General features: G+C 62.5%; 12 protein-coding genes and 1 pseudogene. 9 read left to right on the plus strand and 4 right to left on the minus strand.

Annotation, left to right across the window (positions count from 1 at the left end; translation table 11 throughout):
* The first annotated feature begins 88 nt into the window (after window positions 1-88).
* Entirely contained in the window at window positions 89-1,345 is a 1,257-nt protein-coding gene (gene icd / locus ACMGGN_RS05685) for an NADP-dependent isocitrate dehydrogenase (protein WP_012315253.1), read from the plus strand.
* Window positions 1,346-1,415: 70 nt separating this feature from the next.
* On the opposite strand, the gene cspD is transcribed toward icd, so the two are convergent.
* The gene (gene cspD / locus ACMGGN_RS05690) at window positions 1,416-1,667 is read right to left on the minus strand and encodes a cold shock domain-containing protein CspD (protein ID WP_046788266.1); all 252 of its coding nucleotides are present in this window, start codon (window positions 1,665-1,667) and stop codon (window positions 1,416-1,418) included.
* Window positions 1,668-1,897: 230 nt separating this feature from the next.
* Here cspD and clpS point away from each other — a divergent pair, with 230 nt between their 5' ends.
* Window positions 1,898-2,260 carry an ATP-dependent Clp protease adapter ClpS gene (clpS, locus tag ACMGGN_RS05695; protein WP_012315251.1) on the plus strand — a complete coding sequence of 121 codons (363 nt, stop codon included), beginning with the start codon at window positions 1,898-1,900 and terminating at the stop codon, window positions 2,258-2,260.
* Between the two features lie 30 nt (window positions 2,261-2,290).
* Entirely contained in the window at window positions 2,291-4,561 is a 2,271-nt protein-coding gene (gene clpA, locus ACMGGN_RS05700; protein WP_414156515.1) for an ATP-dependent Clp protease ATP-binding subunit ClpA, read from the plus strand.
* A gap of 83 nt (window positions 4,562-4,644) precedes the next feature.
* Here the strand turns inward: clpA and infA are convergent, their stop codons facing one another.
* The 3 genes from infA to aat form a co-directional block, all read right to left on the minus strand.
* Window positions 4,645-4,863, minus strand: coding sequence for a translation initiation factor IF-1 (infA, locus tag ACMGGN_RS05705; RefSeq protein ID WP_002553999.1), 219 nt, complete (start codon window positions 4,861-4,863; stop codon window positions 4,645-4,647).
* A gap of 102 nt (window positions 4,864-4,965) precedes the next feature.
* Complete coding sequence (locus ACMGGN_RS05710) at window positions 4,966-5,673, minus strand: arginyltransferase (RefSeq protein ID WP_046788264.1); 708 nt, start codon at window positions 5,671-5,673, stop codon at window positions 4,966-4,968.
* A 56-nt stretch (window positions 5,674-5,729) separates the two neighbouring features.
* Window positions 5,730-6,410, minus strand: a complete 681-nt coding sequence (gene aat / locus ACMGGN_RS05715) for a leucyl/phenylalanyl-tRNA--protein transferase (protein WP_046788263.1) — start codon at window positions 6,408-6,410, stop codon at window positions 5,730-5,732.
* Window positions 6,411-6,730: 320 nt separating this feature from the next.
* Between aat and ACMGGN_RS05720 the strand changes: the two genes are divergently transcribed.
* From ACMGGN_RS05720 to cysG, 6 genes and pseudogenes are all read left to right on the plus strand, one after another.
* The gene (locus tag ACMGGN_RS05720) at window positions 6,731-9,250 is read left to right on the plus strand and encodes a DNA translocase FtsK (RefSeq protein WP_414156826.1); all 2,520 of its coding nucleotides are present in this window, start codon (window positions 6,731-6,733) and stop codon (window positions 9,248-9,250) included.
* Window positions 9,251-9,312: 62 nt separating this feature from the next.
* The gene (gene lolA / locus ACMGGN_RS05725) at window positions 9,313-9,948 is read left to right on the plus strand and encodes an outer membrane lipoprotein chaperone LolA (protein ID WP_012315247.1); all 636 of its coding nucleotides are present in this window, start codon (window positions 9,313-9,315) and stop codon (window positions 9,946-9,948) included.
* 12 nt (window positions 9,949-9,960) lie between these two features.
* A complete protein-coding gene (locus ACMGGN_RS05730; protein ID WP_115274336.1) occupies window positions 9,961-11,286 on the plus strand; it encodes a replication-associated recombination protein A in 1,326 nt (441 codons plus the stop codon).
* A 5-nt stretch (window positions 11,287-11,291) separates the two neighbouring features.
* A pseudogene (locus tag ACMGGN_RS05735) lies at window positions 11,292-11,489 on the plus strand (CrcB family protein); the annotation flags it as partial.
* A gap of 30 nt (window positions 11,490-11,519) precedes the next feature.
* The gene (gene serS, locus ACMGGN_RS05740) at window positions 11,520-12,800 is read left to right on the plus strand and encodes a serine--tRNA ligase (RefSeq protein WP_046788260.1); all 1,281 of its coding nucleotides are present in this window, start codon (window positions 11,520-11,522) and stop codon (window positions 12,798-12,800) included.
* Entirely contained in the window at window positions 12,801-14,195 is a 1,395-nt protein-coding gene (gene cysG / locus ACMGGN_RS05745) for a siroheme synthase CysG (protein ID WP_115274337.1), read from the plus strand.
* The last annotated feature ends 31 nt before the right edge of the window (window positions 14,196-14,226 follow it).

The following is a 14,226-nucleotide window of genomic DNA, read 5'->3' on the forward strand; positions in this document are numbered from 1 at the left end:
TCGCAGCGCTTGCAGGTCGGCAGATGTGGTTTAGGCTCAGTGGGATCGCATGATGTCCAATCACACCCGAAAGCGGAGTAGTGCAAGCATGGGATACCAGAAAATCAAGGTTCCGACCGACGGCGCCAAGATCACCGTCAATGCAGACCATTCGCTCAACGTGCCCGACAACCCCATCATTCCCTATATCGAAGGCGACGGCATTGGCGTCGATGTCTCACCGGTGATGATCAAGGTGGTGGACGCTGCCGTGCAGAAGGCCTACGGCGGCAAGCGCAAGATCGCCTGGATGGAGGTGTACGCCGGGGAAAAGGCTACCCAGGTCTATGACCAGGACACCTGGCTGCCGCAGGAGACCCTGGACGCGGTGCGCGACTATGTCGTATCGATCAAGGGGCCGCTGACCACTCCGGTCGGCGGGGGCATCCGTTCGTTGAATGTGGCGCTGCGCCAGCAACTTGATCTCTATGTGTGCCTGCGGCCGGTGCTGTGGTTCGAAGGCGTGCCTAGCCCGGTCAAGAAGCCCGGCGATGTCGACATGGTGATTTTCCGCGAGAATTCCGAGGACATCTACGCCGGTATCGAATGGAAAGCCGGCTCGCCCGAAGCGAACAAGGTCATCAAGTTCCTCAAGGAGGAAATGGGCGTCACCAAGATCCGTTTCGACCAGGACTGCGGCATCGGCGTCAAGCCGGTTTCCCGCGAGGGCACCAAGCGCCTGGTGCGCAAGGCCCTGCAATACGTGGTGGACAACGACCGTGAGTCGCTGACCCTGGTGCACAAGGGCAACATCATGAAGTTCACCGAAGGTGCCTTCAAGGACTGGGGTTACGAGGTGGCCAAGGATGAGTTTGGCGCCGAGCTGCTCGATGGTGGCCCTTGGATGAAGTTCAAGAACCCCAAGACCGGCCGCGAGGTCATCGTCAAGGACGCCATTGCCGACGCCATGCTTCAGCAGATCCTGCTGCGCCCGGCCGAGTATGACGTGATTGCCACCCTCAACCTCAACGGCGACTACCTGTCCGATGCACTGGCGGCGGAAGTGGGTGGGATCGGTATCGCGCCAGGCGCCAACCTGTCCGACACCGTGGCCATGTTCGAGGCCACCCACGGCACGGCGCCCAAGTATGCCGGCCAGGACAAGGTCAACCCGGGCTCGGTGATCCTCTCTGCAGAGATGATGCTGCGCCACATGGGCTGGACCGAGGCGGCCGACCTGATCATCAAAGGCACCAATGGCGCGATCGGGGCCAAGACGGTTACCTACGACTTCGAGCGGCTGATGGAAGGTGCGAAGCTGGTGGGTAGTTCAGGCTTCGGCGACGAAATGATCAAGCATATGTGAAACAATTGAAAACCGGCCGCCCCTGTTGAGGGGGCGGCCGGTTTTTTCTTATGCCGACGCAAAGCAGGGATCAGGCTTCAGCGGTCGATGATTGCGAGGCTCCTGTTGAGGTGCTGGCAACAGCGTTGGCGATCTCGGTCGCATGCAGGCCCTTGGGGCCCTGCACGATCTCGAAAGTCACGGCTTGTCCGGCCTTCAGGGTTTTGTAACCGTCCATCTTGATCGCCGAATAATGGGCGAACAGATCGTCGGTTTTGCCGTCTTCATTGATGAATCCGTAGCCCTTGGCATTGTTGAACCACTTGACTTTACCGCTTGCCATCCCTATGTCCCTCTGCAAAGGACTCCATCACTGGAGTATCATCCACTTCATCCGCATACGAACCTTGCGAAAAATCTGGTTGACTGCGCGGATCTTTATCGACCACGGTGGGTTCTTATTGGTTGTAACACCGTTTTGCCGATAGTCAAGGTCGCCCCGTCTTCGCGCGGGCTGCGGCTTGAGCGGTCAACTCACAACCTTAACCTGTCGATCATGATGAAATTCTTTCCATGCATGCACGTAGCGAGATTCGACTAACATTCAATCAGGATCGCCCGCAATCGAATGAGGACGACGGCTCAGGGCTTGCGGTACAGGAAGCCAAGCCGATCCTGCAGGCGCCACCGATGTACAAGGTGGTTTTGTTCAACGATGACTACACGCCGATGGATTTCGTCGTCGAAGTGCTCGAAACGTTCTTCAGTCTGAACCGCGAGCTGGCGACCAAGATCATGCTGACCGTCCATACCGAAGGGCGGGCAGTGTGCGGATTGTTTACCCGGGACATCGCCGAAACAAAGGCCATGCAGGTCAACCAATACGCCAGGGAAAGCCAGCATCCGCTACTCTGTGAAATCGAGAAGGACGGTTAATCGCCGACCACTTGGGTATGAGGTGAAGCTATGTTAAACCGCGAGCTCGAAGTCACCCTCAATCTTGCCTTCAAGGAGGCTCGTTCGAAGCGTCATGAGTTCATGACCGTCGAGCATCTGCTGCTGGCACTCCTTGACAATGAGGCTGCTGCGACCGTTCTGCGCGCCTGTGGCGCCAATCTCGACAAACTCAAGCATGACCTGCAAGAGTTCATCGATTCCACCACTCCCCTGATTCCCGTCAACGACGAGGATCGCGAAACCCAGCCGACCCTGGGCTTCCAGCGTGTGCTCCAGCGTGCCGTGTTCCACGTGCAAAGCTCTGGCAAGCGCGAAGTCACCGGTGCCAATGTGCTGGTGGCGATTTTCAGCGAACAGGAAAGCCAGGCCGTGTTCCTGCTCAAGCAGCAGAGCGTGGCCCGTATCGACGTGGTCAACTACATTGCCCACGGCATTTCCAAGGTGCCGGGCCACGGCTCGCACAGCGACAGCGACCCGGAAATGCAGGACGAGGAGGGCGGCGAGACGTCGTCCTCGAGCAACCCGCTGGATGCTTACGCCAGCAACCTGAATGAACTGGCCCGCGCTGGGCGGATCGACCCGCTGGTAGGGCGCGAGCAGGAAGTCGAGCGCGTGGCGCAGATCCTTGCCCGTCGGCGCAAGAACAACCCGCTGTTGGTCGGTGAGGCTGGTGTGGGCAAAACTGCCATCGCCGAAGGCCTGGCCAAACGCATCGTCGATGGCCAGGTGCCCGACCTGCTGTCGCAGAGCGTGGTGTATTCCCTCGACCTTGGCGCACTGCTGGCGGGTACCAAGTACCGCGGCGACTTCGAGAAGCGCTTCAAGGCGTTGCTCGGTGAGCTGCGCAAACGCCCACAGGCCATCCTGTTCATTGACGAAATCCACACCATCATTGGTGCCGGTGCTGCGTCGGGCGGCGTGATGGACGCGTCCAACCTGCTCAAGCCGCTGCTGTCTTCCGGCGAGATTCGCTGCATTGGTTCGACGACCTTCCAGGAGTTTCGCGGCATCTTCGAGAAGGACCGTGCCTTGGCGCGGCGCTTCCAGAAGGTGGATGTCAGCGAGCCGTCCGTCGAGGACACTGTGGGCATTCTGCGCGGCCTCAAGGGGCGCTTTGAAAGCCATCACAACATCGAGTACAGCGATGAAGCCCTGCGCGCCGCCGCTGAGCTGGCATCACGCTACATCAATGACCGCCACATGCCGGACAAGGCCATCGACGTGATCGACGAGGCCGGGGCGTATCAGCGCCTGCAGCCTGAGGCGAATCGGGTCAAGCGTATCGATGTGCCGCAAGTCGAGGATATCGTGGCCAAGATCGCGCGGATTCCGCCGAAGCACGTCACCAGCTCCGACAAGGAGCTGCTGCGTAACCTGGAGCGTGACCTGAAACTGACCGTGTTCGGCCAGGACCAGGCGATCGACTCGCTGGCTACGGCAATCAAGCTGTCCCGTGCAGGCCTCAAGGCACCGAACAAGCCGGTCGGCTCGTTCCTGTTCGCCGGCCCTACCGGGGTGGGCAAGACCGAAGCGGCGCGGCAGTTGGCCAAGGCACTGGGCGTTGAGCTGGTGCGCTTCGACATGTCCGAGTACATGGAGCGGCACACTGTGTCGCGCCTGATCGGCGCTCCTCCCGGGTATGTCGGGTTCGACCAGGGTGGCCTGCTGACCGAGGCGATCACCAAGCAGCCGCATTGCGTGCTGCTGCTCGATGAAATCGAGAAGGCGCACCCCGAAGTCTTCAACCTGCTGCTGCAGGTGATGGACCACGGTACCCTGACCGACAACAACGGGCGCAAAGCGGACTTCCGCAACGTGATCCTGATCATGACCACCAATGCCGGCGCTGAAACTGCGGCACGCGCTTCCATCGGTTTCACTCATCAGGACCATGCGTCCGATGCGATGGAAGTCATTCGCAAGAGCTTCACGCCGGAGTTTCGCAACCGTCTGGACACAATCATCCAGTTCGGTCGCCTGAGTCACGAGACGATCAAGAGCATCGTCGACAAGTTCCTCATCGAGCTTCAGGCGCAGCTGGAAGACAAGCGTGTGCTGCTTGAAGTCAGCGATGCCGCCCGCGGCTGGCTGGCGGCTTCTGGCTACGACGTGCAGATGGGTGCGCGGCCGATGGCGCGGCTTATCCAGGACAAGATCAAGCGGCCGCTGGCCGAGGAGATCCTGTTTGGCGAGCTGGCCGAGCATGGCGGTGTGGTGCACATCGACCTGCGCGATGGCGAGTTGGTGTTCGACTTCGAGACTACGGCAGAAGTAGCGTGACGCAAGGGGCCGCTTTGCGGCCCCAAGCAATTTTAGGGTACAAAAAAGCCCGGCACATGGCCGGGCTTTTTCATGGCTGGAGCTTAGCGCGCACGGTAGGTGATGCGGCCCTTGCTCAGGTCATAAGGCGTCAGCTCGACGCGGACCTTGTCGCCAGTGAGAATACGGATGTAGTTCTTGCGCATCTTTCCGGAGATGTGCGCGGTTACGACGTGCCCGTTTTCCAACTCCACGCGGAACATGGTGTTGGGCAGGGTGTCGACGACAGTACCTTCCATTTCGAAGCTGTCTTCTTTCGACATGCAGTTGAGCCCTCGGTGTCCAGTGTTGGCCCGACGCATAACCGCACCGGGCAAAAAAGTGGCGTGGATTATGCCGGAAAATAGTGTGTCAAGCCAATGCTTTCAGTTGAGGGTGACCCAACGCTGGTTGATCAGCAGTTCGATCGGGCGATACTGGGTCTTGTAGTTCATCTTCTTGCAGTTCTTGATCCAGTAGCCGAGGTATACCGCTTCGAGGTCCTGGCGCAGGGCTTCGGTGATTTGCCAAAGGATGGCAAAGCGCCCCAGGCTGCGCCGTTCTTCGTCGGGCTCGTAGAACGTGTACACCGCTGACAGCCCGTTGGGCAGCAGGTCGCACACCGCCACCGCCAGCAGGCGGCCTGCCAGGCGGAATTCGTAGAACCAGCAGAACGGCAAGTCGCGCACCAGAAAGGTGGAAAACTGATCGCGGCTTGGCGGGTACATGTCGCCATCGGCATGGCGGGTTTCGATGTAGCGCCGGTACAGGTCGAAATATTCTTCCTTGAACGCCGGCCGGGCAGCCGTCACGGTGAGGTCGGCATTGCGCTTGAGGATGCGCCGCTGCTGGCGGTTGGGGATGAAGCGTGCGGCCGGAATCCGGGCTGGAACGCAGGCATTGCAGTTCTGGCAATGTGGGCGGTACAGGTGGTCGCCACTGCGCCGAAAGCCCATCTCCGAAAGGTCGGCATACACATGCACGTCCATCGGCTGGCTGGGGTCGAGGAACAGGGTGGTCGCCTGCTCGTTCGGCAGATAGCTGCAGGAGTGGGGCTGAGTGGCATAGAACTTCAACCGCGCCAACTCTGTCATGGTCGACCCCTTCGGTGAGACTTTGCTTTAAGTGTAAGCCAGCTCTCGGAACTCGCCTAGCTGCGCCAGCTGGCACTGTTGGGCTGGTCGAGGTGGTGGGCTAGGTAATCGGCGAAGCTGGCGCGGCTGATGGCGCGGGCGCCCAGGCTATGCAGGTGTTCGGTCGGCATCTGGCAGTCGATCAGCACAAAGCCCGCCTCTTGCAGGTGCTTGACCAGGGTCACGAAGCCGACCTTGGAAGCATTGTCGGCGCGGCTGAACATCGACTCGCCGAAAAACAACCGCCCCATGGCCAGGCCGTACAGGCCGCCCACCAGTTCGCCGTTGTGGCGCACCTCCACCGAATGGGCGATACCGCGCCGGTGCAGCTCGCAGTAGGCGTTGCGCATGGTGTCGGTAATCCAGGTGCCGTCCGCGTAGTCACGCGGTGCCGCGCAGGCGTCGATCACGGCGGGGAAGTCGCTGTCGAAGCTGACCTGATAGCGCCCCTGGCGCAACAGCTTGGCCAGCGAGCGCGAGACATGCAGCTCGTCCGGGAACAGAACGGTGCGAGGGTTGGGCGACCACCAGAGGATGGGTTGGCCGTCCTGGTACCACGGGAAGCAGCCATGGCGATAGGCCTGCACCAGGCGCTCGGGGCTCAGGTCGCCACCAGCGGCGAGCAGGCCGTTAGGATCCTGCAGGGCCTTTTCCAGGGGTGGGAAGGTCAGCGAGTCGCGAGTCAGCCAGGTGAGCATGGTCTATCGTGCGGTGGGGGAGGGGAGGGGCAGCATGGCAAGGAGGGCGCTTTGGGTCAATGCTGGCCCATGTGGGGCCAGGCCTGCCTGCGTGTGCGTTCAGTCAGGCGATATGGTCGGCAATTTCCTACACATTCGTTAGGCTGCAGGCACCATCTGGCACATTTGCTGTCACACCTGTGCAAAAACACAGCATAAGCCTTTGTCACAAAAGAAAATGCATGCTCAAATTGCACCTATACGAAAGTCGCCCCCACCCAAACGCCATAGGGCGTGCCGCCATGGCGGCCGGCGGGCAGTAATGTTAAAAGTAGTGGTTCATTGGCCCGTTATCGGCCAATCACTACTGGACGCGCAGCACGCGCAGGAATAGACGCGTTTTGAAGAAATCCACCGCAACTCCAGCTCCTCTGCCTGTGCCCCTGTGGCGGCAGCAGCTGCATTACCGCCTCAAGGAAGGTGCGTTGATCGCTGTCGGCGCCCTGTGCCTGTACTTGTGGATGGCGCTGCTGACCTACGATACCTCCGACCCAGGCTTCAGCCACACCAGCAACGTCGACCAGGTGCAGAACGCTGCCGGGCGTGCCGGTGCGTACTTCGCCGACATCATGTTCATGGTGCTGGGCTACTTCGCCTACATCTTCCCTTTACTGCTGGCCATCAAAACCTGGCAGATCTTCCGCGAGCGCCATCAACCCTGGCAGTGGAGCGGCTGGTTGTTCTCCTGGCGCCTCATCGGCCTGGTGTTCCTGGTGCTGTCGGGTGCCGCTCTGGCGCATATCCATTTCCACCCCCCGGCGAGCCTGCCGTTCTCCGCCGGTGGTGCCTTGGGCGAAAGCCTCGGCGACCTGGCGCGCAACCTGCTCAACGTGCAGGGCAGCACGCTGATGTTCATCGCCCTGTTCCTGTTCGGCCTGACCGTGTTCACCGACCTCTCGTGGTTCAAGGTGATGGACATGACCGGCAAGATCACCCTCGACCTGTTCGAGCTCGTGCAAGGCGCGGCCAATCGCTGGTGGGAGGCGCGCAACGAGCGCAAACGCCTGGAGGCGCAGCTGCGCGAGGTGGACGAACCAAGGTTCGACGCGGCGCCGGCGGCTGCCGATAAACGCGAACCGGCCAAGGCGCAACTGCGCGAGCGCATCGGTGAGCGCGATGAGCCGCCCGCGCGCCCTGTCGTAGCCCATCGCGAACCCATTGCCCCGCGCGAGACTGTTGTCCCACGTGAACCCTCGATTGCCCCTGTGATCATGCCGCCGGCAGCGCCGGCCAAGGCAGTGGAGCCGAGCAAGCGGGTGATGAAGGAAAAGCAGGCGCCGCTGTTCGTCGACAGCGCCGTGGAAGGTACCTTGCCGTCCATCTCCATCCTCGACCCGGCCGAGCAGAAGAAGATCGAGTATTCGCCAGAATCCCTGGCCGGCGTCGGTCAGTTGCTGGAAATCAAACTCAAGGAATTCGGCGTCGAAGTCTCGGTGGACTCCATCCACCCGGGCCCGGTCATTACCCGCTACGAAATCCAGCCTGCGGCCGGGGTCAAGGTCAGCCGCATCGCCAACCTGGCCAAGGACCTTGCGCGGTCGCTGGCCGTGACCAGTGTGCGGGTGGTCGAGGTCATACCCGGCAAGACCACCGTGGGTATCGAGATCCCCAACGAAAACCGGCAGATGGTGCGCTTCTCCGAGGTGCTGTCGACGCCGCAGTACGACGAGCAGAAGTCGCCCGTCACCCTGGCTCTGGGCCATGACATCGGCGGCAAGCCGGTGATCACCGACCTGGCCAAGATGCCACACCTGCTGGTGGCCGGTACCACCGGCTCCGGTAAGTCGGTGGGTGTGAACGCGATGATCCTGTCGATCCTGTTCAAGTCCGGCCCTGAAGACGCGCGCCTGATCATGATCGACCCAAAGATGCTCGAGCTGTCGATCTACGAAGGCATCCCGCACCTGCTGTGCCCGGTGGTCACCGACATGAAGGACGCCGCCAACGCGCTGCGCTGGAGCGTGGCCGAGATGGAGCGGCGTTACAAACTGATGGCGGCCATGGGCGTGCGTAACCTGGCCGGCTTCAACCGCAAGATCAAGGATGCCCAGGAGGCTGGCGAGATCATCCACGATCCGCTGTTCCGCCGCGAGAGCATGGAAGACGAGCCGCCGGCCCTGAAGACCCTGCCGACCATTGTGGTGGTGGTCGACGAATTCGCCGACATGATGATGATCGTCGGCAAGAAGGTCGAAGAGCTGATCGCCCGTATCGCCCAGAAGGCGCGGGCCGCCGGTATTCACCTCATCCTCGCCACCCAGCGCCCATCGGTGGACGTGATCACTGGCCTGATCAAGGCCAACATCCCCACCCGCATGGCGTTCCAGGTGTCGAGCAAGATCGATTCGCGCACCATCATCGACCAAGGTGGCGCCGAGCAACTGCTAGGCCACGGTGACATGCTCTACATGCCGCCAGGTACCAGCCTGCCGATCCGGGTACACGGCGCATTCGTCTCCGACGATGAAGTGCACCGCGTGGTGGAAGCCTGGAAGCTGCGTGGCGCCCCGGACTACAACGACGACATCCTCAACGGCGTCGAGGAGGCCGGCAGCGGCTTCGAAGGCGGTGGTGGCGGTGGCGGCGACGAGGATTCGGAAAGCGACGCGCTGTATGATGAGGCGGTGCAATTCGTCCTCGAAAGCCGTCGGGCGTCGATTTCGGCCGTGCAGCGCAAGCTCAAGATCGGCTACAACCGCGCTGCGCGCATGATCGAGGCGATGGAAATGGCCGGCGTGGTCACCCCCATGAACAGCAACGGCTCGCGGGAAGTGATTGCCCCGGGCGGCCCGCGCGACTGATGAACACCTTGCCGGGCGCCGACGGTGGCGCCCGGCTTCTTAAATGCTCAATGAGGATTAACATGCGCGCGATTCGCATGCTGTTGGTTTCTGCCCTGACCCTGGGTTCGCTATCGGCCACACTGTCGGCTCACGCTGGTGAGCAGGACGTGCAGCGCCTGACCCAGTTGCTGGAAAAGTCGCAGACCATCGAGGCCAATTTCTCCCAACTGACCCTGGATGCCGGCGGCACCAGCCTGCAGGAGACAACCGGCAAGATGACGGTCAAGCGCCCGGGCCTGTTCTACTGGCACACCGATGCTCCCCAGGAGCAGGTGGTGGTGTCCGACGGCAAGAACGTCACCCTGTGGGACCCTGACCTGGAGCAGGCCACCATCAAGAAGCTCGATGTGCGCCTGAACCAGACCCCGGCGCTGCTGCTGTCCGGTGACGTGTCGAAGATCAGTCAGAGCTTTGACATCACCTCCAAGGAGCAGGGCGAAGTGATGGACTTCACCCTCAAGCCAACGACCAAGGACACCCTGTTCGATTCGCTGCGCGTGTCGTTCCGCCGTGGCCTGATCAACGACATGCAGCTGATCGACAGCGTCGGCCAGCGCACCAACATCCTGTTCAATGGCGTCAAGGCCAACCAGGCGGTGCCGGACAGCACCTTCAAGTTCGACATCCCGAAAGGCGCGGACGTCATCAAGGAGTAAGCAGAGCGCACCATGGACCTGTTTCGAAGCGAACCCGTTGCCCAGCCCCTGGCTGCCAGGCTACGCCCGTCCAACCTGGACGAGTATGTCGGCCAGGAGCACCTGCTGGCGCGTGGCAAACCGCTGCGTGAGGCGCTGGAGCAGGGTGCGCTGCACTCGATGATCTTCTGGGGGCCGCCGGGCGTGGGCAAGACCACGCTCGCACGGCTTCTGGCACAGTTTTGCGATGCGCACTTCGAGACGGTTTCTGCGGTACTGGCGGGGGTCAAGGAAATCCGCCAGGCCGTCGAGGTGGCCAAGCAGCAGGCCGGCCAGTATGGCCGCCGGACCATCCTGTTCGTCGATGAGGTGCACCGCTTCAACAAGTCCCAGCAGGATGCCTTCCTGCCCTTTGTCGAAGACGGCACGCTGATCTTCATCGGCGCCACCACCGAGAACCCGTCCTTCGAACTGAACAATGCCTTGCTCTCGCGGGCGCGGGTGTATGTGCTCAAGAGCCTGGACGAGCCTGCCTTGCGCAAGCTGGTCGACCGCGCACTCAACGAAGAACGCGGCCTGGGCAAGCGCAACCTGAGCGTGGGCGACGACGCCTTCAAGATGCTCATGGCCGCCGCCGATGGCGATGGCCGGCGCATGCTCAACTTCCTCGAAAACGCCTCGGACCTGGCCGAAGATGGCGGCGAGATTGGCGTAGACCTGCTGCAGAGCTTGCTCGGTGACAGCCGCCGGCGCTTTGACAAAGGCGGCGAGGCCTTCTACGACCAGATTTCCGCCCTGCACAAGTCAGTGCGCGGCTCCAACCCGGACGCCGCGCTGTACTGGTTCGCGCGCATGCTCGATGGCGGCTGCGACCCGCTGTACATTGCCCGCCGCGTGGTGCGCATGGCCAGCGAGGACATCGGCAACGCCGACCCGCGGGCCCTGAGCCTGTGCCTGGCGGCCTGGGACGTGCAGGAGCGTCTGGGCAGCCCTGAGGGCGAGCTGGCGGTGGCTCAGGCCATTACCTATATTGCCTGCGCGCCAAAGAGCAACGCCGTGTACATGGGCTTCAAGACTGCCCTGCGCGAAGCCGCCGAGCACGGCTCGCTGGAGGTGCCCCTGCACCTGCGCAACGCCCCGACCAAGCTGATGAAGCAGCTCGGCTACGGCGAGGAGTACCGCTATGCCCACGACGAGCCCGATGCCTATGCTGCGGGTGAAGATTACTTCCCCGATCAGCTCGAGCCACGCCAGTATTATCAGCCCGTGCCCCGAGGGCTCGAGCTGAAGATCGGCGAGAAACTGCGTCACTTGGCCGACCTTGATCGCAGCAGCCCGCGTCAACGGAGAAAGCCGTGAGCGCTCTGTTCCATGGGCTGTTCCTGCGCTTTGGCCTTATCGTCGGCTTCATCGGTGGGCTGACGACGTTTTCCTCTTTTTCGCTCGATACCGTGCGCCTGATGGAAAGTGGGCAAGCGCCCCTGGCCGTGGGCTATACCGGTATTAGCGTGATGGGCGGGCTACTGGCCACCTGGGCCGGCCTGTCCCTGACCCGACTCTGAACCAACCTACACACATAACGAGAGAACGACATGCTCGATTCCAAACTGTTACGCGGCCAACTTCAGGAAGTGGCGGACCGCCTCGCCTCCCGTGGCTTCAGCCTGGATGTCGCGCGCATCGAATCGCTGGAAGAGCGCCGCAAGGCGGTGCAGACCCGCACCGAGCAGCTGCAGGCCGAGCGTAACGCCCGCTCCAAATCGATCGGCCAGGCCAAGGCCAAGGGCGAGGACATCGCGCCGCTGATGGCTGACGTCGAACGCATGGCCAATGAGCTGGCCGCTGGCAAGGTCGAGCTGGACGGCATCCAGGCCGAACTGGATGGCATTGTCCTGACCATCCCCAACCTGCCGGACGCTAGCGTGCCGGTCGGTGCCAGTGAGGACGACAACGTCGAAGTGCGCCGTTGGGGCACGCCGAGGGCATTCGATTTTGAAATCAAGGACCACGTCGCCTTGGGCGAGATCAGCGGTGGCCTGGACTTCGAAGCAGCTGCCAAGCTGTCGGGCGCCCGCTTTGCCGTGCTGCGCGGCCCGATTGCCCGCCTGCACCGTGCCTTGGCGCAGTTCATGATCAACCTGCACACCGGTGAGCATGGCTACGAAGAACACTACACCCCCTACCTGGTCCAGGCTCCGGCCTTGCAGGGCACCGGCCAGCTGCCGAAATTCGAGGAGGACCTGTTCAAGATCACCCGCGAAGGCGAAGCCGACTTCTACCTGATCCCGACCGCTGAAGTGTCGCTGACCAACCTGGTGGCCGGCGAGATCATCGACGCCAAGCAGCTGCCGCTCAAGCTGGTCGCCCACACCCCGTGCTTCCGCAGTGAGGCTGGCGCTTCGGGCCGTGACACGCGCGGCATGATCCGCCAGCACCAGTTCGACAAGGTCGAGATGGTCCAGGTGGTCGAGCCGTCCAAGTCCATGGAAGCCCTGGAAGGCCTCACCGCCAACGCCGAGCGCGTGTTGCAGCTGCTGGAGCTGCCCTACCGCGTACTGGCCCTATGCACCGGTGACATGGGCTTCGGCGCCGTGAAGACCTACGACCTGGAAGTGTGGGTGCCAAGCCAGGACAAGTACCGCGAGATCAGCTCCTGCTCCAACTGTGGTGACTTCCAGGCGCGCCGCATGCAGGCCCGCTGGCGCAACCCGGAAACCGGCAAGCCGGAGCTGGTGCACACCCTCAATGGCTCGGGCCTGGCCGTAGGCCGTACCCTGGTCGCTGTGCTGGAAAACTACCAGCAGGCCGATGGCTCCATCCGTGTGCCGGAAGTGCTCAAGCCCTACATGGGCGGTGTCGAGGTCATCCGCTAAATGGATTACCTGCCGCTGTTCCACAAGCTGCAGGGCGGCCGCGTGCTGGTCGTCGGCGGCGGCGAGATCGCCTTGCGCAAGGCGCGCCTGCTAGCCGATGCTGGCGCCGCGCTGCGGGTGGTGGCGCCCGAGGTCGACGGCCAACTGGCTGCGCTGGCCCGTGAAGGTGGCGGTGAGGTCCTGGTGCGTGGTTATCAGGCGGCCGACCTGGTCGGCTGCCGCCTGGTGATCGCAGCCACCGACGACCCCGGGCTCAATGCCCAGGTGTCGGCGGATGCGCAGGCGCTTTGCGTGCCGGTCAACGTGGTGGATGCACCGGCCCTGTGCACGGTGATCTTCCCGGCCATTGTCGACCGCTCGCCCCTGGTGGTTGCGGTATCCAGCGGCGGTGACGCCCCGGTGCTGGCGCGCCTGATTCGCGCCAAGCTGGAAACCTGGATCCCGTCCACTTATGGCGAACTGGCCGCCTTGGCGGCGCGCTTCCGGCACAAGGTCAAGGCGCTGTACCCGGATGTCAATCAGCGGCGCGGCTTCTGGGAGACCGTGTTCCAGGGCCCGATCGCCGAGCGTCAGCTGGCCGGGCAGGGTGCCGAGGCCGAGCGGCTGTTGCAGGCCATGGTCGACGGTGCGCCGGTGCAGCAGGGTGGTGAGGTGTATCTGGTGGGGGCGGGGCCGGGTGATCCGGACTTGCTCACCTTCCGTGCCTTGCGCCTGATGCAGCAGGCCGATGTGGTGTTGTATGACCGCCTGGTGGCGCCGGCAATCATTGAAATGTGCCGCCGCGATGCCGAACGCATCTACGTCGGCAAACGCCGCGCCGAGCATGCCGTGCCGCAGGACCAGATCAACCGGCTGCTGGTCGACCTGGCCCGCGAGGGTAAGCGCGTGTTGCGCCTGAAGGGAGGCGACCCGTTCATTTTCGGCCGTGGTGGCGAAGAGATCGAAGAACTCGCCGAGCATGGCATCCCGTTCCAGGTGGTGCCCGGTATTACCGCAGCCAGTGGTTGCTCTGCCTACGGCGGCATTCCGCTGACCCACCGCGATTATGCCCAGTCGGTGCGTTTCGTGACCGGCCACCTCAAGGACGGTACCAGCAACCTGCCTTGGAATGACCTGGTGGCGCCGAACCAGACCTTGGTGTTCTACATGGGCCTGGTAGGGTTGCCGACCATTTGCGCCGAGCTGATTCGCCATGGGCGTGCATCGAGCACGCCGGCGGCGTTGGTGCAGCAGGGGACTACGCGCAATCAGCGGGTGTTCACTGGCACCTTGGCCGACCTGCCAGCACTGGTGGCCGAGCATGAAGTGCATGCGCCGACCCTGGTGATTGTCGGGGAAGTGGTGCAGTTGCGCGAAAAGCTGGCCTGGTTCGAAGGTTCGCAGCAAGACCAGTAATAGCGGGGGCTGCAACGCAGCCCCAACTTTC

Origin of the sequence: Pseudomonas sp. BNK-30, from assembly GCF_047456185.1 — a bacterium.
GTDB classification, from domain to species: domain Bacteria; phylum Pseudomonadota; class Gammaproteobacteria; order Pseudomonadales; family Pseudomonadaceae; genus Aquipseudomonas; species Aquipseudomonas putida_E.